Origin of the sequence: Pseudanabaena sp. lw0831 (assembly GCF_016584665.1) — a bacterium.
GTDB lineage: Bacteria > Cyanobacteriota > Cyanobacteriia > Pseudanabaenales > Pseudanabaenaceae > Pseudanabaena.
Window position 1 is genome coordinate 106,062 of sequence record NZ_BBJB01000115.1, and the last position, 20,388, is coordinate 126,449.

General features: G+C 42.6%; 15 protein-coding genes and 2 pseudogenes. 8 read left to right on the top strand and 9 right to left on the bottom strand.

Translation table 11 applies throughout. From position 1 onward, the window contains the following. Positions 1-110 precede the first annotated feature (110 nt). Together mnmE and APA_RS25355 are read left to right on the top strand one after the other, a co-directional pair. Positions 111-1,586 (top strand): tRNA uridine-5-carboxymethylaminomethyl(34) synthesis GTPase MnmE, encoded by a 1,476-nt coding sequence (mnmE, locus tag APA_RS24070; protein WP_201324747.1) that lies wholly within the window; start codon positions 111-113, stop codon positions 1,584-1,586. Positions 1,587-1,664: 78 nt separating this feature from the next. Continuing rightward, on the top strand, positions 1,665-2,846 hold the full coding sequence (locus APA_RS25355; RefSeq protein ID WP_236580030.1) for a rhodanese-related sulfurtransferase: 1,182 nt from the start codon (positions 1,665-1,667) through the stop codon (positions 2,844-2,846). Here APA_RS25355 and APA_RS24085 read toward each other — a convergent pair. Continuing rightward, entirely contained in the window at positions 2,836-3,648 is an 813-nt protein-coding gene (locus APA_RS24085) for an inositol monophosphatase family protein (protein ID WP_201324748.1), read from the bottom strand. The genes APA_RS25355 and APA_RS24085 overlap by 11 nt on opposite strands. Positions 3,649-3,745: 97 nt before the next feature. Here APA_RS24085 and APA_RS24090 point away from each other — a divergent pair, with 97 nt between their 5' ends. The 3 genes from APA_RS24090 to APA_RS24100 all read left to right on the top strand — a co-directional run bounded on the left by APA_RS24090 (position 3,746) and on the right by APA_RS24100 (position 6,308). After that, entirely contained in the window at positions 3,746-4,543 is a 798-nt protein-coding gene (locus tag APA_RS24090) for an ABC transporter permease (protein WP_201324749.1), read from the top strand. A 51-nt stretch (positions 4,544-4,594) separates the two neighbouring features. Further along, complete coding sequence (locus APA_RS24095) at positions 4,595-5,722, top strand: aldo/keto reductase (RefSeq protein WP_201324750.1); 1,128 nt, start codon at positions 4,595-4,597, stop codon at positions 5,720-5,722. A gap of 94 nt (positions 5,723-5,816) precedes the next feature. Next, a complete protein-coding gene (locus tag APA_RS24100) occupies positions 5,817-6,308 on the top strand; it encodes a YajQ family cyclic di-GMP-binding protein (RefSeq protein ID WP_201324751.1) in 492 nt (163 codons plus the stop codon). Positions 6,309-6,386: 78 nt separating this feature from the next. Here the strand turns inward: APA_RS24100 and APA_RS24105 are convergent, their stop codons facing one another. Continuing rightward, the gene (locus tag APA_RS24105) at positions 6,387-6,869 is read right to left on the bottom strand and encodes a DUF4079 domain-containing protein (protein WP_201324752.1); all 483 of its coding nucleotides are present in this window, start codon (positions 6,867-6,869) and stop codon (positions 6,387-6,389) included. 148 nt (positions 6,870-7,017) lie between these two features. After that, entirely contained in the window at positions 7,018-7,500 is a 483-nt protein-coding gene (locus APA_RS24110) for an MEKHLA domain-containing protein (protein WP_201324753.1), read from the bottom strand. 289 nt (positions 7,501-7,789) lie between these two features. Here APA_RS24110 and APA_RS24115 point away from each other — a divergent pair, with 289 nt between their 5' ends. Next, positions 7,790-8,701, top strand: coding sequence for a YhcG family protein (locus APA_RS24115; protein ID WP_201324754.1), 912 nt, complete (start codon positions 7,790-7,792; stop codon positions 8,699-8,701). On the opposite strand, the pseudogene APA_RS25360 reads toward APA_RS24115, so the two are convergent. Both APA_RS25360 and APA_RS24120 read right to left on the bottom strand, forming a co-directional pair. Then, a pseudogene (locus APA_RS25360) lies at positions 8,690-9,040 on the bottom strand (MEKHLA domain-containing protein); the annotation flags it as partial. The gene APA_RS24115 and the pseudogene APA_RS25360 sit on opposite strands and share 12 nt — an antisense overlap. Before the next feature lie 29 nt (positions 9,041-9,069). Beyond that, the gene (locus APA_RS24120; protein ID WP_201324755.1) at positions 9,070-12,528 is read right to left on the bottom strand and encodes a PAS domain S-box protein; all 3,459 of its coding nucleotides are present in this window, start codon (positions 12,526-12,528) and stop codon (positions 9,070-9,072) included. A 670-nt stretch (positions 12,529-13,198) separates the two neighbouring features. Between APA_RS24120 and priA the strand changes: the two genes are divergently transcribed. After that, positions 13,199-15,742: a primosomal protein N' gene (gene priA, locus APA_RS24125; protein ID WP_201324756.1), complete on the top strand. Its 2,544-nt coding sequence runs from the start codon at positions 13,199-13,201 to the stop codon at positions 15,740-15,742. Positions 15,743-15,782: 40 nt separating this feature from the next. Here the strand turns inward: priA and APA_RS24130 are convergent, their stop codons facing one another. Next, positions 15,783-16,535: a Uma2 family endonuclease gene (locus tag APA_RS24130; protein WP_201324757.1), complete on the bottom strand. Its 753-nt coding sequence runs from the start codon at positions 16,533-16,535 to the stop codon at positions 15,783-15,785. Positions 16,536-16,733: 198 nt separating this feature from the next. Here APA_RS24130 and APA_RS24135 point away from each other — a divergent pair, with 198 nt between their 5' ends. After that, positions 16,734-17,588: a lipopolysaccharide assembly protein LapB gene (locus tag APA_RS24135; RefSeq protein ID WP_201324758.1), complete on the top strand. Its 855-nt coding sequence runs from the start codon at positions 16,734-16,736 to the stop codon at positions 17,586-17,588. A gap of 41 nt (positions 17,589-17,629) precedes the next feature. Here the strand turns inward: APA_RS24135 and fmt are convergent, their stop codons facing one another. From fmt to APA_RS25365, 3 genes and pseudogenes are all read right to left on the bottom strand, one after another. After that, a complete protein-coding gene (fmt, locus tag APA_RS24140; RefSeq protein WP_201324759.1) occupies positions 17,630-18,565 on the bottom strand; it encodes a methionyl-tRNA formyltransferase in 936 nt (311 codons plus the stop codon). Between the two features lie 348 nt (positions 18,566-18,913). After that, positions 18,914-20,009 (bottom strand): annotated as a pseudogene (locus APA_RS24145) (ISKra4 family transposase). A gap of 43 nt (positions 20,010-20,052) precedes the next feature. Beyond that, on the bottom strand, positions 20,053-20,238 hold the full coding sequence (locus tag APA_RS25365) for a hypothetical protein (protein WP_236580032.1): 186 nt from the start codon (positions 20,236-20,238) through the stop codon (positions 20,053-20,055). Between the last annotated feature and the right edge of the window lie 150 nt (positions 20,239-20,388).

Consider the following 20,388-nt stretch of genomic DNA (forward strand, 5'->3'; position numbering starts at 1 on the left):
CCCCAACCACGCAAAATTGATTTTTAAATTTTATCTACAATCATATCTTTTCTCACTCTATATCAATCATAAGTAATCATAAATCATTTATCAGTTTTTGAGGGTAATCAATGAGTTTATCTGATACGATAGCGGCAATTGCTACTGCTATTTCACCACAACAGGGCAGTGTGGGTATTGTGCGATTATCAGGAGATCGTGCAGTAGCGATCGCGCAGCAAATTTTTTATGCTGGTGGCAAGCAAGTTTGGGAAAGTCATCGCATTCTCTATGGCTTTGTGAAGCATCCATCCACGAAAACCATTGTCGATGAAAGTCTGTTGTTATTGATGAAAGCGCCACGTTCTTTTACCCGCGAAGATGTAGTGGAATTTCATTGTCATGGGGGGATTATGGCGGTGCAGCAGGTGTTAAATCTTTGCCTAGAGCAGGGGGCAAGATTAGCGGAAGCGGGAGAGTTTAGTCTGAGAGCTTTTCTCAATGGTCGCATCGATCTCACCCAAGCTGAGAGTATTAATGATTTGGTCGGTGCGAAGTCTGCCCAAGCTGCTCAAGCCGCGATCGCTTCACTTCGTGGCAAACTTGCTCAGTCTTTAAAATATTTGCGTGGTAAATGCTTGAATGTCTTAACTGAAATCGAAGCCAGAATCGATTTTGAAGATGATTTACCACCCCTTGATGTGGAATGGGTCAAAACAGAAGTTACGGCAGTTTCTACAGAATCACAACAGATATTAGCAACTGCCGATCGCGGTGAACTATTGCGAACGGGGCTGAAAGTGGCGATTGTCGGTCGTCCCAATGTTGGTAAATCCAGTTTACTGAATGCATGGAGCCGTAGCGATCGGGCGATTGTCACGGATTTACCGGGGACAACTCGTGATGTTGTCGATTCACAATTAGTAGTTGGCGGGATTCCTATTCAAGTTCTCGATACCGCAGGGATTAGGGAAACTGAGGATGTGGTGGAGAAGATCGGGGTGGAGCGATCGCGCCAAGCTGCTCAGTCTGCGGATTTAGTATTGATGGTAATTGATGCTAGTGTGGGCTGGATTGAGAAGGATGCGGAAATCTATGCAACTGTACGCGATCGCCCTGTGATTTTGGTGGTTAACAAGATTGATCTTGCCCTCACCCCCAGCCCCTCTCCCATGGGGAGAGGAGAGCAAGAATCTCTCACCTCCAGCCCCTCTCCCGCAGGAGAGGGGGAGCAAGAGCAAATTCTTACTCCCCCTCTCCTGCGGGAGAGGGGGCTAGGGGGTGAGGGCATTCCTATGGTCAAAACCGCAGCTTCTCAGCAACAGGGAATCGAAGATCTTGAAGCAGCAATTTTGCAATGTATTCACCAAGAGTCGATCGCGGCGGCTAATCTCGAAGTTGCCATCAATCAGCGTCAGAAAGCTTGTTTATTGCGTGTCGTTCAATCTTTAGCTAATGTCCAAATTGCGATCGCTGATCAGTTGCCACTTGATTTCTGGACAATTGATTTACGAGATGCCATTAGTGCGATCGGTGAGATCACAGGTGAAGAAGTTACAGAATCAGTCTTAGATCAAATTTTTAGTAGATTTTGCATTGGCAAATAAACAGCCTGCGATCGCGTTATTCTTTTTAGGATGAGCAGCATTTCGCGCTGCTCATCCTGCACAACTCAATTTGAAATCATGCTAATTCGACTATTCCAGAAACAAGACAGCGATCAGATCGCGCAGTTATTCCATGACACGATCCGCGAAGTGAATATTCGCGACTATTCACCTGCACAGGTTCAAGCTTGGGCCCCTGATGATTTATATTTCACCGACTGGACAGAAGATTGTACTAGCAACTTTACTTACATTGCTGAAGAAGAAGGCAAAATCATTGGTTTTGCTCAACTAGAAACTAACGGTCATATTGATTGTTTCTTTTGCCATAAGGACTATCAGCGCTGCGGCGTTGGCACAAGGCTATATCGTGCGATCGAGGCTAAGGCTCTAGAATTGAAAATAGAACGTTTATTTGTGGAAGTAAGTATTACTGCGAGAGCCTTTTTTAAAAATCGAGGGTTTACTTTAGGCAAAGCACAACAAGTAACTTGTCGTGGCGAAAAGCTCACTAATTTTGTGATGGAAAAATCTCTTGCCAAGTATTTAGAGAAATCTGAGCCTTTTATTGTGGCTACATTCTATCATTTTGCTGATCTAGCTGATTACAAATCCATGCGTCCTACAATTATTGATTTGTGTAATAGTCATGAACTCAAAGGGATGATTTTATTAGCACAAGAAGGCATTAACTCAACGATCGCAGGTCATCGTGAAGGTGTTGACGCTCTCTTAAGTTATTTGCGATCTGACCTCCGTTTACAAAATTTGGAACATAAGGAAACTACTTCTGATGTCATGCCTTACAACAAGCTGAGGGTAAGGCTAAAAAAAGAACTTGTGAAGTTTGGGATTTCCGATATTGATCCTAGTAAAGAAGTGGGAATCTATGTAGATCCTCAAGATTGGAATCAGCTAATTAGTGATCCTGATGTATTAGTCATTGATACGCGCAATATTTATGAAGTCGAATTTGGAACTTTTGAAGGTGCGGTCAATCCTAATTTAGATTTCTTCTACGAGTTTCCTAAATATGTGGAAGTTAATCTTAGTACTAATAAGCAACAAAAAATCGCCATGTTCTGCACAGGTGGCATCCGTTGCGAGAAGGCAAGCGCCTATATGCTAGCTCAAGGTTTTGATGAGGTCTACCATCTCAAAGGTGGCATTCTCAAATATCTAGCAGAAGTCCCTCCCGAAGAAAGTCTCTGGCAAGGTGAATGTTTTGTCTTTGACGATCGCATTGCGACTAAAGGGTAAATGGTTTTGTTACTTCTCGTGCCATTGGTAAAAGCTCAGCATGACTAACCACAAGAGTTGGGAAATTGTGCTGACTGTAATCTTTGCCCATCTCTAATGGAAAGATATCTGGTGATGCTTCTAAGGGAACCCAGATAGCACCGATCGCTTTCAGGATTACCCAAACAGCAGCAATATCCCAAATCTTGGGAGTAGCTTCCACTGCGCCAATAGTGGAGCCGATCGCAACGGTCAAAATGTTATAGCTAGCTACACCCAACATCCGCAGTTTAAAAGGGAACTTCGAGCGACCCATTTTTTCGAGACTGCGAGAACAGGCGCTAAAGAAATAATTGCCAAGTGCATCAGGATCGGGCGAAACTTCAGGTAAATTAATCGGCTGGTCATTAAAAAATGCCGCTGAACCATGCTCATTTGACCAGCCGTAAATATTTTGGCGTAATGGTGGAATTGCTACGTAACCAAAAACTGGTGTGCCGTGATGCAATAGCCCCAAAGATATGCCCCAAATCGGAATTCCCCTTGCAAAATTGGTAGTACCATCAAGGGGATCGACTACCCAAACCCATTCGCGATCGGGCAGAATTTGGGTTGATTCTTCAGTTAATACACCAAATTCAGGAAACTCTTGTTCGAGTGCTGCCTTGATATATGCATCTGCCCAGCGATCGCTTTTCGTCACAAGGCTGCCATCGCCCTTAGCGATCGCAACTCGCGCCTGTTCAAAATCTGCAAGTAAGCGATCGCCCACTTGTTTGGTTAACTCTTGGATAAAGGGAAGAATTGATGGCAAGTTTTTCATAGGTTGTTAGCATACCGCACAATTAGAGGAGCCATAGCTCCTCTAATTGTGCGGTAAAATGCAATTATGTTAGGACTATTGAGGATTTTGATGACCTATGAACTTTAGCCTGAATATTAGTCTAAGTTTAGGTCGCATTTGGGCGATCGCTACCAATGTATTTCGCGAAACCGTGCGCGAACAGGTACTTTACTTATCTTTGCTATATACCGTGATCGTGGTTTCAGCGATGCTGATGCTGCCAGAGTTTTCCTATGACTCATCGGCAAAGATGATCGTTGATGTTGGTATCGCGGCGATCGAGGTGGTGAGTTTGATTGTGGCGGTGTTAGTTGGCACAAATCTCATTAATAAAGAGATCGACAAGCGCACAATTTTTGTTCTGATTGCCAAGCCATTGCACCGCACTGAATTTGTGTTAGGAAAGCATCTGGGCTTAACTGGCGTGGTTGGGGCGCTGGTGTCGATTATGACTGTCATTTTTATTGCTCTGATGGCAATCAAAAACATTGCGATCCCGATTCCTGCAATTCTCGCAGCTAACTTTTTTATCTTTTGGCAAATTATGTTGCTAGGGGCGATCGCAATTTTATTTGGTTCCTTTTCAGGTTCGCTAATTGCCTCTTTGCTGACCCTAGCCGCCTATTTAATCGGAAATTTTAGTCGTGATTTGTTGTTACTAGGTGAGATTTCTAAAAATCCTAGTTTGCAGACAGTAACGCGAACTTTTTATATGATTTTGCCCGACTTATCCCGTTCTAACCTCAAAAACGAAGCGGTTTATAATATTCTGCCAAGCTTTTTAGATATGTTTAACAATGGGGTTTATATATTGAGTTATGCCTTGTTGACCTTGGCGATCGCTATTCTCATCTTCGGTCGTCGTCAGTTCTAAAAAAGAACGGCGGTGCATTACCGCCGTTCTCAATACATCTAGGAATTAACTATGCGCTACCGTCGTTTTGGCAAAACTGAGATGCTCCTATCAGTCTTTTCATTAGGAGCGATGCGCTATATGGAATCTGCGGAGAATGCCCATCAAACGATCGCACGAGCGCTAGAAGTTGGCATCAATCATATTGAAACTGCGCAAGGCTATGGCAAGAGCGAAGAATTTATCGGTAAGGCGATGCGAAATGGATTGAGTAAACAACGCGATCGCTTTTATCTGACTACCAAAATTTCACCCACCAAAGATGCTGACTCGATGCGTCGCCAGATCGAGCAGTCCCTCAAAAAGCTGAATGTGGACTATATCGACAACTTTGATATTCATGGAATTAATTTGCAAGAGCATCTTGCTCTAGTCACTAATCCCCAAGGCTGTATGAAAGCAGTCAGAGAAGCTGTCGATCAAAAGATGATTGGTCATGTCGGATTTTCCACCCACGCTCCCCTTAATGTAATTCTTGACACGATCAACACCGATTTGTTTGAATCAATCAACTTACATTATTATTTCTTCAACCAGCGTAATGCCGCCGCCGTGCAGCTTGCCCATGAAAAAGACATGGGTGTATTTATCATCTCGCCATCGGATAAAGGCGGAATGCTGTACAACCCTTCGGAAGAATTAGCAGGCGTTAGTTATCCATTTACGGCTCTCTATATGTGCGATCGCTTCCTGCTCAGCGATCCCCGTGTGCATACTCTCAGCCTCGGAGCAGCTAATCCCGCCGAAATCGACTCGCATCAAGATGCATGGGACAACGATGAGCCAATGTCCGAGTTAGAGCAAGCAGTTCTTGATTGCATTAATCGCCGCTATACAGTTTTAGAAGGCGATCGCTGTTCTCAGTGTTACGAATGCTTGCCTTGCCCTGAAGATATCAATATTCCTGAAGTGTTACGCCTAAGAAATTTAGCCGTCAGTTTTGATATGGTGGAATTTGGCAAATATCGCTACAAAATGTTTGAAAATGCTGGGCATTGGTTCCCAGGAAGTAAAGCGATTCGCTGCACTGACTGTGGCGATTGTTTGCCACGCTGCCCAGAAAACTTAGATATCCCTAAGCTTTTGCGTGACACCCACGATCGCTTGCAAGGTGCAGAAGGCAAGCGCCTATGGGAATAACAAAAAGTTGGCGCTTTGCACCAACTTTCTGTTATTAGTTTTTTGGTACGATGGGATACATTACGTAATAAAATCTAAAATCTAAAATAAATCTATGGCTTCCAGTTATTCTTTCGATGTGGTTAGCGATTTTGATCATCAAGAACTTGTAAATGCGATCGATCAAACTCGCCGTGAAATTGTCAGTCGCTATGACTTAAAAAGTACCAAAACAGAAGTCGAACTTGAAAAAGAATCGATAACGATTAACACTAATAGTGAAATGACGCTCACTGCCGTGGTCGATGTGATGCAATCTAAAGCGATCAAACGAGGCTTATCTCTAAAAATCTTTGACTACGGTGAAATTGAGTCTGCTAGCGGTAATCGGGTCGTGCAAATTATTAAGCTAAAAAAAGGTATTGAACAGGATCAAGCAAAAAAACTTTCTAAAATTATTCGTGATGCTTTTCCAAAAGCTCAAGCTTCTATCCAAGGAGATGCTTTACGGGTTACTTCCAAATCAAAAGATGAACTCCAAGAAATCATCCAACTCGTAAAAGCAGAAGACTTTCCACTAGCACTTCAATTTACAAACTATCGTTAAACCAAAAGGCGCTTTGCGATATTACCTAAAAGAGAGTTGCGGCGCGATGCGCCGCAACTCTCTTTTGGGTTAGCGATATTAGGCAGCTTTGAACATTTTTTCTAAAATTCTTTGTACGATTTGCCAACCTGTGAAGGTTTGCCATGCAAAAACACCAATCAAGGCAGTATTTACGGTGATATGAGTTACCCTCGCCCATTCTTTGCCCTGTTGCAATATTGGCGCAAAAGCAGCCGACAATGCTGCCAAAAATGCTAAACCTAGACCAGCTAACAAATGCGCACTCACAAATAACTTGCCATTATCGTTATAGGTTACAGCCATACCGCCGACAGCGCCCGCCACCATCAACACCAAAAAGACCGATCCAAGCTTGTGATGAAGGATATTGTAACGTTTGGCAATCAGGGCTTTTTTCTCTTCCCCCTCAGTGCTGCGAATTTTGCGATATTGCCAGCCGATATAACCTGCATAAAGCGCCAAAAATAAAGTTGCGAGCATCAGCAGTGGGTGAGCAAAGGTCACCACAGTTTTAAATGGTTCAGGGATTGCGACAATCATAGTTCTGTTCTTAGGAATTTCGTAGGAATAGCTTTGTAATGATTTTGTATTGAATCTTATTCAATTGTAAATAATTTTAATATAAAGCTGCCACTACGGGAGTTATCAAAAAGAGAGATGGCGCAAAGTGCATCTCTCTTTTTGAGGTTTAAATTGCTTCCCAGTCCTGAAAAGTTGCGGCTTGTCCCCAAAGTTCCCCCTCTTGGTCTACTACATTCCAGATAATCGCTTGGTCGATATAGAAGCGATCGCCTGTACTTGCAATCCTGATCCCGCGATAATTACTAATATATCCTTGAGATTTTGCCTGAGCTAAAAGCTGTTCTCTTTCACCGCGTTCCATTACCTCAGCCGTATATCGTGATGGTGTTGAAATAAAAGTGTGCCAATCCATCTTCCATAAATCAAGTGCTTTTTGATTGCCATAGTTGAGAATCGGATCGGCTTGAGTGCCATGAGAAACAACTACGAGATTTGCATTGAATAGTAAATTTGCAATTTCTAACGGTGATTTGAGATCGGTAGTTGGGATTAAAATATTTCCAGTCCAATGCTGAAAGCTATAGAGTAATAATTGGATATGTTGTAATAGTTCTTTTTGTAACCAAGGTTCAGTGTTATTTGTATTCATACTTTGTCTTCAGTGGGCTGAATCCAATATATGACAGCTTCTACTCAAATTCTTGTGATTTTAGCGATCGCACGATTTCTATGTTTGAAAATAAAGGCGATCGCTTGCCTGTGTCATCCTTTGCAGAATCATTTCAGCTTACAATGGATGAATTAGTTGAAAGATTAAGCTTGCTGTTCAAGGCATAAGCTAATGAGTAGGCTATATTACACTTACAGTATGTTTTTATTTCTCATTACTAGTATCGATGCTGAGTGATATTCCTTTAGTGTTGTAACAATCTAAAGATATGACAATTGAAGTTACAGAAGATTATCGAAGTTTGTTAGTGGCGGTGAAGCATCGGATTCGTGCTGCTCAGTATGAGGCTTTAAAGGCGGTCAATCGAGAGTTAATGGCGCTTTATTGGGATATTGGTGAGTTAATTGTTACTCGTCAAGAGAGCGCTGGTTGGGGTAAGTCAGTGGTGGAACAATTAGCTCAGGATTTGCAGGTTGAGTTTCATGGTATGGCTGGGTTTTCGGCGCGGAATATTTGGAGAATGCGGGATTTCTACCTTACTTACCACGGCAATGAAAAACTGACACCATTGGTGGCAGAAATTGGCTGGACTCATAATTTGGTGATCTTGGAGAAGTGTAAAGACGACTTGCAGAGAGAGTTTTACATTCGCATGACACAAAAATTTGGCTGGACAAAGAATGTGTTAATTCACCAAATCGAGAACAAAACCTACGAAAAGACTTTGCTGAATCAAACAAATTTTGATCGCACTTTGTCAGAGGAGATGCGCGATCGCGCCAAGCTTGCTGTTAAGGATGCATACACATTTGATTTTCTGGAATTAGCGGATGAACATAGTGAACGCGAACTTGAGAAGGCGATTTTGACAAGAGTGGAACCATTTTTGCAAGAGATGGGTGGGATGTTTACTTTTGTGGGTAGTCAATATCGTCTAGAGATTAGTGATGAGGAGTATTTTATTGATTTGTTGCTGTATCACCGTGGGCTGAAGTGTTTGGTGGCGGTTGAGTTAAAGATTGGGAAGTTTTTGCCTGAATATGTGGGGAAGATGCAGTTTTATTTGGCGGCTTTGGACGATCGCGTGAGATTGGAGGGTGAGAATGCGGCGATCGCCTGTACTCGCAATCCTGATCCCGCGATAATTACTAATATATCCTTGCGATTTTGCCTGTGCTAAAAGTTGTTCTCTCTCACTAAGTTCCATTACCTCGGCAGTATATCGTGATGGAGTTGAAATAAAAGTGTGCCAATCCATTTTCCATAGATCGAGTGCTTTTTGATTGCCATAGTTAAGAATTGGATCGGCTTGAGAGCCATGAGAAACAACTACAAAATTTGCATTAAATAATGAATCTGCGATTTCTAAAGGTGATTGGTAATTGGGAATCGTTAGTAAAGTATCACCAGTCCAATGATGAAAGCTATAAAGCAATAATTGGATATGCTCCAATAACTGAGTTTGCAAACAAGGTTGAGATTTTTCTAGATACATAATTTTTACTGCCGCGATCGCCATAATGCTTTTATGATTTAGGCATTAAAGCTTCACAAGTGCTTCTTAAAAGATTCCACTACCGCCACAAATTCTTCTGGTTCAACTGGTTTGGGGACGTGAGACTGAAATCCTGCCTCTAGTGCCCTGATCCGATCTTGAGTTCGGGCATAGGCGGTAAGCGCGATCGCGGGAATCCTGCCACCCTGTTCTGGTGCTAAATTTCGAAGTTGACGAATAAACATGTAGCCATCGACTTCTGGCATACCGATATCACTGACTAATAGGTCAGGTAGTTGTTCAGCATTACATTGCATGATTATATTTAAAGCATCCATAGCAGATGTTGCTATCTGTACCTCTGCTCCATTTATATTTAGTAGTGAGGCTAGCATTTCGCGGGCATCTACTTCATCATCCACAATTAAAACCTTCATGCTTTCCAATCTAATTGCGTCGCTTAAAGAGGTTGCCTCGCTACTTGTAGGATGTACTTGCTCACGATGTTCAGAGTCTGGACGAAAGATCATGATCGGTAGATTGATCGTGAAGGTGGCTCCTAATCCTTCTCCTGCACTGTCTGCATACACTTTACCGCCGTGTAGCTCGATTAAATGACGGACAATTGCTAGCCCTAATCCCAAGCCACCATGTACTCTAGTAGTCTTACTATCAGCTTGTTGTAAGCGATCAAAAACATATGGTAGAAATTCAGGACTAATTCCCTGACCAGTATCACTTACGGTAACTTCAACATAAGAATCAACTCGTTGCAGTCGAATCTGAACTTGACCATTTTTGGGCGTAAACTTAACGGCATTGGTAAGTAAATTCCAAAGCACCTGTTGGAGGCGATCCAAATCGCCAGAAACAAGCCCAGCATCAGGGTCTAAAATACTTTGAATGCGAATATTTTTAGCTTCCGCAGCAGGACGAATGGAATCGAGCGCTGAGTTAATTAATGGAATAAGGGTATGTGGACGGACATCTAAGCGGAGTTTTCCAGTTATGATACGAGATACATCTAATAAATCGTTAATCAACTGATTTTGAGCCCTAGCACTACGTTCAATTGTCTCTAGCGCTTGCTCTGTCTTGACTGCATCTAGCTTTCTAGTACGCAGCATTGTCGCATAGCCCAATATGGCATTGAGAGGAGTCCGTAACTCATGAGAAACCGTGGCCAGAAATTCATCTTTTACCTGATTTATTCTAGATAACTCCTCGGTTTGCTTACGTAACAAAGTCTCAGACTTTTTACTTTCAGTTAGATCTACAACATAGCACACCCAACCAAGTTGCCCCTTTTCGATCGGTGTCGCTCCAATCAGAATTGGTAAATGACTACCATCTTTGCAGATATATTCTTTCTCATGTGGTGTAGCGCTTCCAGAGGTGATTAGTTCATGTATAACTTTCATATCTTGTTCAATGCACTCGGGGGGTGTCATTGCTTTCCAGTTCACTTCCCCATTTTCTAATTCTTCTCGTGTGTAACCAACCATTTTCAAAAAAGCATCGTTGGCTTCTGTGATCGTGCCATCACCTGCTGCCACAATTACCCCCATAAGGTTGTTGGCTTCAATTAGCCGATTAACATGAGCTTCACTTTTTTGCAAGGCAATTTGTTGAGCTTTTAAGTCTTCTGATAAGGATTCGGCTTGCTGTCTGGCTACAACCTGTTTAGTGACGTCAAAGCCAAAGACTAAGACTCCTTCAATAATATTATTACTATCGTAGAGAGCTTGGTAGATTAAATTGACGAATATTTTATCCAAGTTGCCATCACCACGTCGATTTAATAGAACTGGCATTTCTTCACCGAAGAACGTCACTCCAGTGTCAAATACCTGATCAAGCAGTTCAAAAAATCCCTGTCCTTCTAGTTCGGGGAAGGCTTCTCGCACAGTGCGACCGATTAGTTCGCGGTTGCCAGTTATCTCATAATAGGGAGCATTAGCAAACTCAAACTTAAGCTCGCGACCACGACCAATCGCAATAAAAGCGGGAGCTTGCAGCAGAATTGAGTTAAGGCGACTTCGTTGAAACTCTGCCTCTGCACGAGCAGTTTGTTCTAGTTGAAGAAGGCGATCGCGTTCTATTTCTATTTCTTTACGCCCAGTAATATCAATCACAGAACCAACGTAACCCTCAAAATGTCCCTCTTCTGTAATTCGAGGGCTAGCTGCATCAATTGCCCAACGATACTCACCATCTTTACGTCGGAAGCGGTATTCTACACGAAATGCTGCATGGTTCTGATTAGCAGTAATAAATGAGTTTTCAGCATATTCACGATCTTCTGGGTGCGTCGCATCTAACCAGCCAAATCCTAAGCCTGTCTCTTCAGTTTGTCCTGTGAAGTCATACCAACTTTGGCTAAGAAATGTACAGTAGCCTGTAGAATCGGTAACCCAGATCATAACTGGTGCATTATTAGCCATGTTACGGAAACGTCCTTCGCTTTCCTGTAGAGCTTCAGCACGTCTTTGTTCAGATTTATAGGTGTTTACATTGTCCAGCGCTATATCCATTTGAATATTAGCAAGTTCCAAAAATTCTTGATACTTTTCATTTAGGACTAAGCGAGGACTAATCCCGATGATCAGAAAACCAATAACTTGTTGGGTAGAACTACTAATTAGAGGCAGACTTAGAGCTGTATGCGGTGGTTCTGGATAAAGCCACTCTCCTGCTTCTGCAAATCCATCCCAAGCAGTGAGATCTGTCACTACTTGCTTAGTAAGACTTTGCATAGGCTTAGACCACGGATAGATATCAGTCTGCTCATTTAGGGTCACTACATCAGGAGTAAAACTTGTAGCAGGTAATAATCCGCTAGCCCCTGCTAAGTTCGCTTTAACACCATTTTGGTCTAATAAATAAATTAGCGCAAATAGCACGTCCTCACGATTAGTGGTTAGCACTTCAGTACTAGTTTGACAAATCTGTTCGCTTAAGAGAACTTCATGAAGCTGCGCGGCTAAGTTTCGTAAAACTCTGACGCGGCGCTCCGCTAAAACCTGCTTTGTTGTCTCAGTTACGGTTACTAAAATCCCATTAATGCTGCTGTCATCATCACGTAACGGGCTATAAGAGTAGATAAAATGTGTCTCCTCTATAAATCCCTCACGATTCATATAGAGGATAAAATCATCGGAACTAACCGCTATTCCAGTAGTGAGTACTTGTTCAAACATTGGGTTTATAACATCCCAAATCTCTCGCCAGCAGTCCCGAGCGCATTGCCCCATGGCATAAGGATGCTTCAGTGAACCAAGAATAGGTCGGTAGCCATCGTTGTACATCTGCACCAAATCTGGTCCCCAGAAAATCAACATGCCAAAGTCGTTGCTTAGCATCATACTTACTAAGGTACGGAGGCTATAAGGCCAGCTTTCGACTGCACCTAAGGGGGTACGCGACCAATCTAGCGATCGCATTAGCTCCCCCATTTCGCCGCCACCTGCAAACAACGTATCTACCGTTCTTGGTTTACCATCTTCAGCCACGATTCTTACTCCAGTCCTAATGAAAAATGTTAAAATAACAGACTTTATTTTTTGTTTTAAATTACTTCTAAATTAAAAGGAGTAAGGAGTCCTTGAAAGAAGAAGCAAACCTGCGTTAATGCTATGCTAAGAGACTAAATCATGTCCATTTTCTCAATTACTAAGGGCTTTTATAGAGTGTACTGCGTTTTATTTTTAGATTAGGTTAAAGAAATATAAATCTTTCTTTAGATATATAAGAAAACATTTAAGAATTGTCTAGATCCCCCCCAGCCCCCCTTAAAAAGCTACCGTGTACACACAAGTCGAAAGACTGTGCACACAAGTCCTAAAACCCTTGCTGTACAAGCTTTCCAAAAAAGATACATATTGTCAATAATTTAAGCTTATTGACAATATCGAACGAAAAATAAAGGTTTCAAGAACCAAAATTTTTCTAAATCGGGTTTATACCGACTTGTGTGTACACGGTAGCTTAAAAAGAGGGGAGAATTTAATTCTTCCCTCTTTTTAAGGGGGATTGAGGAGGATCTCTTAGAGCTTTTGACCGTAGAAAGTAATTCTTAAATGGTTTCTAAAGTTTATACTCTTCATCATAAGTTTTGGTAGAAAATGGAGAAGCAGTAAAGAGAAATAGCCCCAAAGTATTGCAGTCTATAAATAGTAGGATATGGAACTATTTGATTTAATGAGCATTTCTAGCGATCGCTTTGTTAGCGTGCTAGTTGATTGTATTGGTATTGACGATTTGCTAACTTATCGTATTCCCGAAGATATTAATATTCAAATAGGGGATATTCTTAGCGTTCCCTTAGGTAATCGTCATGTAGGGGCGATCGCATTACAAATTTCTGACACTTCAGCGATCGCAAATTTAGATACAGAGATTAAATCAGTTAGTGCCGTAGTTAGCTCAGGTATTTTCCCAAAGACTTATTGGGAGATGTTGATTCGCACGGCGGATTATTATCGTACACCTGTTATGCAGACAGTAAAAACCGCTCTTCCGCCTAAGTTGCTAGATCAGTCTCATTACCGAATCAAAATAAAACAGCCACTCCCCCCCCAGCCCCTTCTCCCTCTGGGAGAAGGGGAGCAAGATTCTTTTTCCCCTCTCCCTCTGGGAGAGGGGTTAGGGGTGAGGACAATCTCAAAAGCAGCACAAATGGTTTGGGATTTTTTGCAAGAGCATAAGCATAATCCCAAGGGGATTAGTCGTCGTTATATTCAACAAAAGCTTGGTAGATATACTAGTTCAGGCTTAAAGGAACTTCAAAAATTAGAATGGATTGATACAGTTTTAGAACTGCCAAATCGACCACAGCCTAAATATGAAGATGTAGTCATCATACTTAAAGCCCCAGATAGCGAAGTTACGTCAAGACAAGCAGAGATTCTCACGATTTTGCAGCATCAAGGTGGGGAATGTTTAAAAACACAATTATGTAAAACCGCGAAGACCTCAGTTTCGGTTATACAAACTCTGGCAAATAAAGGCTATGTCACGATCGCTAAACAAGAGTCGCTACGATTAGGTGGTAAAAGCCATACGGTCACACGCGATCGCCCTAAAGCTCTCACACCCGATCAAGAGGCAGCATTGCAACAAATTTTGAAGGCGATCGCAGATCAAACCGCGCCGCATTTTCTCCTGCATGGAGTCACAGGCTCAGGTAAAACAGAAGTATATCTGCAAGCGATCGCCCCAGTCCTCGCAGCTGGAAAATCGGCATTAGTTCTCGTTCCTGAAATTGGCTTAACTCCCCAACTTACCGATCGCTTTCGAGCGAGATTTGGTGATGCGAAAGTAAATGTTTATCATAGCCAATTATCAGAGGGTGAGCGCTTTGACACATGGCGCTTGATGCTCACGGGTGAAGCTCAAATTGTCATCGGTACGCGATCGGCAGTGTTTGCACCGCTTTCTAATTTGGGCTTAATCGTCATGGATGAGGAACATGACAATAGTTTTAAGCAAGATCAGCCCCAACCTTGTTACCATGCGCGGACGATCGCAGAATGGCGATCGCAATTAGAAAATATCCCCCTTGTCCTCGGTTCGGCTACTCCTTCGGCAGAAGTAATCTATGCTCATCAAGAAGGTAAATCTATCTATCTAGAACTTCCCCATCGCATTGGCAACAAAGACATGCCACCGATTGAAGTTGTGGATATGCGTGATGAATTTAAAGCTGGCAATTACTCGATTTTAAGTCGCAAGTTGCAAGGTGCGATCGCGGAGATGCTCGAAGCCAAACAGCAAGGGATTCTCTTTATCCATCGGCGCGGTTATAGTACTTTTGTGTCTTGTAGAGCATGTGGCTATGTAGCGGAATGTCCTAACTGTGATGTTTCACTCTCCTATCACGATCCCATCTCACCTACTGCCCATCAACCAAAATCTGCCCATTTACGCTGCCATTATTGTAACTACACCCTAATTCAGCCCAAGGCTTGTCCTGAATGCGGTTCACCCTATTTTAAGCATTTTGGCAGTGGTACGCAGAAAGTCGAACAGGAACTCGCAAAATTATTTCCAAATATTCGCTTGATTCGCTTTGACAGTGATACAACGCGCAATAAAGATCAGCATCGTTTATTAATCGATCAGTTTCGGGCTGGAGAAGCAGATTTATTAGTGGGAACTCAAATGCTAACTAAGGGTTTGGATATTCCTCAAGTAACTTTAGTGGGTGTAGTATCGGCAGATGGATTATTAAACTTCTCGGATTATCGCGCAGGAGAGAGAGCCGCCCAAACCTTGCTACAGGTGGCAGGTCGCGCAGGTCGTGGTGAAGAAGATGGCAAAGTAATCATGCAAACCTATACCCCAGAACATCCTGCCATGCAAGCGGTGCAAACCTATCAACTAGAAGCATTTATGCAGACTGAGTTAGAAATGCGTGAGGCTTTGCGTTATCCACCGATGGGACAGATGGTGTTGATTCATCTCAGTAGTGAGAGTGATACCGCCGTTGAGAAAGCAGCTAATGAATTAGCAGAATATTTGCGCCAATTAGAGAATGATTGGGATATTTTAGGAGCAACTCCCGCCACGATCGCTAAAGTCGCTAATCGTTATCGCTGGCAGATTTTACTCAAGTTTGCTCCTGAAGTCTTGCCCAACGTCCCTAGTCTAGAAGAGTTGCGAATGTTAGTTAATTCTAAGGCTGTGCGAGTTGCGATCGATGTCGATCCACTCACCATTTTGTAGCTAAAGTGAGCGGCGAAGCCGAGCACTTTGGCTACTCTTTTCATTCAGGCAGTTCGCCAAAGCGATCGCGATATTGCTTAAGCATCGCTTCCATCTCATTCAGTTGTACTGAGGCTTGCTCAGCCCGCTGGCGTTCTTGCTCAGCCCGTTGATGTTCTTGCTCAGCCCGTAAAAACTCCTGCTCCGCCCTGAGACTCTCTTGATTTGCTCGTAAGCATTCCTGCTCCAGCATAGTATTGATTTCGATATAAGAATAAAACTTAGTTCCATCTGGACGATAAATTTGCAGCTCATCGGTGATATCAAAGCGAATACCTAATCGAGGGCTTACCCAATCATGAGATTCGGGAATGCGATCCAAATTGCCATCGTTTCTAATCAAAACTTCTAGATCGTTATTGTCAGGATTGTAGATGTAATATTCTTCAACGCCGTAGCGATCATAAAAAAGTAGCTTTCTTGCCATGTCTACAGATTTATTGCTAGGCGAGAGAATCTCAAAGACAACTTGAGGAGCAATATTATTCTCTTCCCATTGTTTGTATGATCCGCGATCGCCTTTAGGACGACCAAATATCACCATCGTGTCAGGAGCCGCAGTAGTTTGGGTTTGTCCCTCAACAGGATACCAAAGTAAGTCGCCAGCAACGAATACTTGAGGATCATTACTGTATAGCCAGTCAATATTTTGCTGGATAGTCAAAATCCATCGAAACTGCTTAGTATTGTCTGCCATAGGTTTCCCGTCACTTTCGGGATAGATGATGTCAGGCTTGCTCAGTTGGCTAACCATCGGCTTTGGCTCCTGAACTTATGGGTTGTTTTGATTATACAGCGATTTTTATTGAGGTTAATTCTGTCTTGTCCCGTGGTTGGTTATGCGGTAATGATGTGCGGCGCTTCGCGCCGCACATCATTATCTATTTAGCACTACCCCGTGGTTTTATAGTTGGGTTACACTATGATGTATTTTTGATTTAGGGTAAATATCGTGACACAACGTACAGCAAGGCAATGGATTATTAATGGTGTCTTAATCGTAGTTACGCTCTCGTTTTTGGGCGTATCGATCGCACCACTGCTCGGTGGGTTATTTGCCCCACCTGCTCAACAAGCAGCTAATAACGCCAACCAAAACACCTCAGAGCAAGATCGGATCAAGATTCAGATCGAGGGTTTTGAAGCAGTACTAAAGAGCGATCCTAAAAATCAAACGGCGCTGATTGGTCTTGTAAATCTCAGAAACCAACTTGGCAAAACTAAAGAAACCATCGAACCTTTACAAACTCTTGCTGATACCTTTCCTGATCAGCCCGAATATCGAATGACTTTAGCGCGTACTTACATCGAACTCAAAGATCCTAAAAATGCGTCAGCAGAGTATCGCAAGATCTTGACCACCAAACCAGGGTTTATTCCTGCCATCCAAAGTATCGTTAGCATTGAGCTAACCGACAAGCGCCCTGAAGCCGCGATTGGTATTCTCCAAGATACGCTCAAGACTGCGGAAACAGCTAACAAAGTTCAAGCAAATGCTGTGGATACTGGTTCAGTTCGTTGGATTTTAGGTGAAGTCTATCGTCAACAAGATCGTATTGATGAGGCGATCGCTACTTACGATCAAATGATCAAAGAAAGCGCTAAAGACTTTCGTCCTTATGTTGGTAAAGCCCAATTGAGACAAATCCAAGGCAAGGAAGATGAAGCAAAGAAACTGTTTGATAAAGGTTTAGAGTTAGCTCCCGCTGAATTTAAAGATGAAGTAAAACGTCTCGCTTCTCTTTCTCCACAAAAGGCTCCATTCACTAATCCAGCACAAGCACCTAGTGATACTAAAAAACCATAAAAAAGAAGCGGCGCAGAGCGCCGCTTCTTTTTTATGAATTTTTATGAAATAGATTCACCGATCGCGATTCTTGCACCATTGACAAAATCCCAACCTGATTGCAGTTTCTTACCCGCAGGTTGCACTTCTTTAATTAGCAGCAAACCTTTTCCAGCCTGCACCACAAATCCTTTGCCTTTACGAATCTCTATCACTTTTCCCACAGAATCAAGACTCTCTCCTTCAGCAAGAACCTCTGTCTTGGTGATTTTCAATCTTTGTCCACGAAAATCTGTGTAGCAATTGGGATAGAAAGCGCGAATGCGATTATGCAATGCGATCGCATCTAGACTCCAGTCAAGTTCCCAATCTTCTCGCCCAATCATCGGCGAATAGCAAGATAAAGCATCATCTTGAGCTTCAGGCGTAATAGTATCTAATCGTCGCAGAGTATCAATTAACAAATTTGCGCCTAAATCAGCTAATTTCAAACTCAAAGTATCTGTATTGTCTTCAGGCAAGATTTCTAGTTCTGCTTTGAGTAACATCGCGCCTGTATCAATGCCCGCATCCATTTGCATGGTCGTAATGCCCGTAAACTCTTCGCCATTAGCGATCGCCCATTGAATCGGAGCTGCACCGCGATATTTTGGTAAAAGCGAACCATGCACGTTAATGCAGCCATACTTGGGCATATTCAAGATTTTTTGTGAAAGAATCTGTCCATAGGCTACAACTACAAACACATCGGCTTCAATCGCCTCAAGTTCGGCAAGAACAGTTTTATCTTTTTTAAGGCGATCGGGCTGCCAAATTTTGAGATTAGGATTATTTGCGATCGCGGCAGACTTAACTGGTGGTGGACTAACTTGGTTGCCTCGACCACGCCTTGTATCGGGTTGTGAAACCACCCCCACCACTTCAAAATCTGGCTCTGACAATAATTTTTCTAAGGTAGGAACTGCAAAATCAGGAGTCCCAAAAAAGACAACACGCATATTTTCAACTATTTTTGTTTTTATACCCAGAGGAGAGTTGCGCCGCAACTCTCCTCTAAAATTAGATCACTGTAGGGTGCTTTAGCGATAGCGTAACGCACCTTAGCACCTTAACCTTTGATGGTGCATTACGCTTTGCTAACACAACCTAACAACTATAATAATGGAGTCTTAGTAGTGAAAAGCAATAATAAAAAGTGGCACAAATTTGGTTTGTACGCACTGCTAGGTCTTCTCGTCATTACCTTATGCACAAATCCTGTAAAAAGTCAGCCAGTCGCACAAGGCGAATGGAGCTATAGCAAGCTACTCGAAGAAGTCAGAAAGAAACCTGCAGGTGGGAGCATCTCAGTTTGGCACTGAGTAATTATACTCACAAGAATCAAGCATATCATTGAGATAAGCACAGCGATGCTTCAAAACTTGAGAGACATTTTTTCGATTCCATTGAGCACCCGAAATCTTAATGCGCCGCCCAATTTGCTTAATCGAAGATTCGACTGAACCAGAGCCAATAGTCAGACCTAACTTATGGAAGTAACTATATTCAGGAATCCGCAGATAATGTTTGCGTAAATAGTCCACAAAATTCATCGCTCTTTTAAATTTGCAACCCTCAAATAAATCTATAGCAGACTCAACATCACCATTCCAGAGAAATTGTTCAGCATTTTCTAGTCGGCGCATAGAGCCACCAACGCCATGTAAATGCTCAACCAGATGATACCAATCAAGAATTTCAAAGCGTTGCTCTACGGGAGCAATTTGTGAGAATAAATTCCAAATACCGTCATGTCCATCCCCCAGACAAGAGACAATCTCTGCTAATTCCTGTTGCTGTACCCTCTCAACTAAGGCTTGATTTTCCTGAAAATATGCAATTACTGCTTTTCCTTGCAGGGTAACAGATTTGTAATCTTTCCATTCACTTTTTTCCCTTTGGCTGTTCTCAGTCTTACTTTGCCTCCGTCTAAGCTCATTTCTTCTACAGTCTCCGCTAACTCTACTTGCGGGAAATTGTATCGTTGTACCAGTCGCTGTTGAGTACTGTGGCTAACCACGATCCCTGTCAACGCCTTAACGTTTTTCATTGCTCGTGCGTAGGACTCATTGCCACTGGTGAGCAAGCAGCATTTTTCCATGTGTGGACTAAGCTGGGTTCTTGCTCTTACGTTTAGTTGTTTTGCTTGCTTGCTGGTGATGGTCAGATCGCCAATACAACTCTTCAGATGCCTCTCTTTTCCTGCTTTTGTGCCACTACTTGTCTCGACAAAAAAACACCGATTTTTGGGCTAACATTTTCTAACATTTGCTCTCGCACAGCTAGTTCTATCCCTTCCAAGGTCTTTAACCGTTCGGCATTCTTTGCTTCTGCATTCCGATACAGTATTGCGGCAATTCCTTGGCTGTATTCTTCTAACTTTTGTTGGTCTTCGGGTGTCATTGGCTTCGCGCGGGGATTTTGTTCTATTATCTCATCTCTACACCTATAAGCATTTATACTCAGTGCTTAACTGAGATGCTCCCCCTGCAGGTTTATCCAGAATCAGCATTAGCCCCGATCGCACTTTTGCCGAGGTAACTATTGCTGGTGGCTCCGAAGATAAGAAAAAAGTTCGCGTAAAGCTACAAAACGACCCTAATTTCATCAGAACTGTTACGGATAACAACATTGAAATAGATGTGGCTCCCCGTCGTACTGATGGCGCATCATTTCAAACCCTAAACAGCTTGATTTTGCTATTAGTCGGTTTATTTTTCCGAATTTGAATAGCTAAGCAAAATTAAATATAAAACCAGATTTTAGAGAATTGGTGGGGCGG

Coding starts and splice junctions, on each gene's coding strand:
- mnmE (WP_201324747.1), top strand. CDS start 111: ATGAGTTTATCTGATACGATAGCGGCAATTGCTACTGCTATTTCACCA.
- APA_RS25355 (WP_236580030.1), top strand. CDS start 1,665: ATGCTAATTCGACTATTCCAGAAACAAGACAGCGATCAGATCGCGCAG.
- APA_RS24085 (WP_201324748.1), bottom strand. CDS start 3,648: ATGAAAAACTTGCCATCAATTCTTCCCTTTATCCAAGAGTTAACCAAA.
- APA_RS24090 (WP_201324749.1), top strand. CDS start 3,746: ATGAACTTTAGCCTGAATATTAGTCTAAGTTTAGGTCGCATTTGGGCG.
- APA_RS24095 (WP_201324750.1), top strand. CDS start 4,595: ATGCGCTACCGTCGTTTTGGCAAAACTGAGATGCTCCTATCAGTCTTT.
- APA_RS24100 (WP_201324751.1), top strand. CDS start 5,817: ATGGCTTCCAGTTATTCTTTCGATGTGGTTAGCGATTTTGATCATCAA.
- APA_RS24105 (WP_201324752.1), bottom strand. CDS start 6,869: ATGATTGTCGCAATCCCTGAACCATTTAAAACTGTGGTGACCTTTGCT.
- APA_RS24110 (WP_201324753.1), bottom strand. CDS start 7,500: ATGAATACAAATAACACTGAACCTTGGTTACAAAAAGAACTATTACAA.
- APA_RS24115 (WP_201324754.1), top strand. CDS start 7,790: ATGACAATTGAAGTTACAGAAGATTATCGAAGTTTGTTAGTGGCGGTG.
- priA (WP_201324756.1), top strand. CDS start 13,199: ATGGAACTATTTGATTTAATGAGCATTTCTAGCGATCGCTTTGTTAGC.
- APA_RS24130 (WP_201324757.1), bottom strand. CDS start 16,535: ATGGTTAGCCAACTGAGCAAGCCTGACATCATCTATCCCGAAAGTGAC.
- fmt (WP_201324759.1), bottom strand. CDS start 18,565: ATGCGTGTTGTCTTTTTTGGGACTCCTGATTTTGCAGTTCCTACCTTA.
- APA_RS25365 (WP_236580032.1), bottom strand. CDS start 20,238: ATGTTGTTATCCGTAACAGTTCTGATGAAATTAGGGTCGTTTTGTAGC.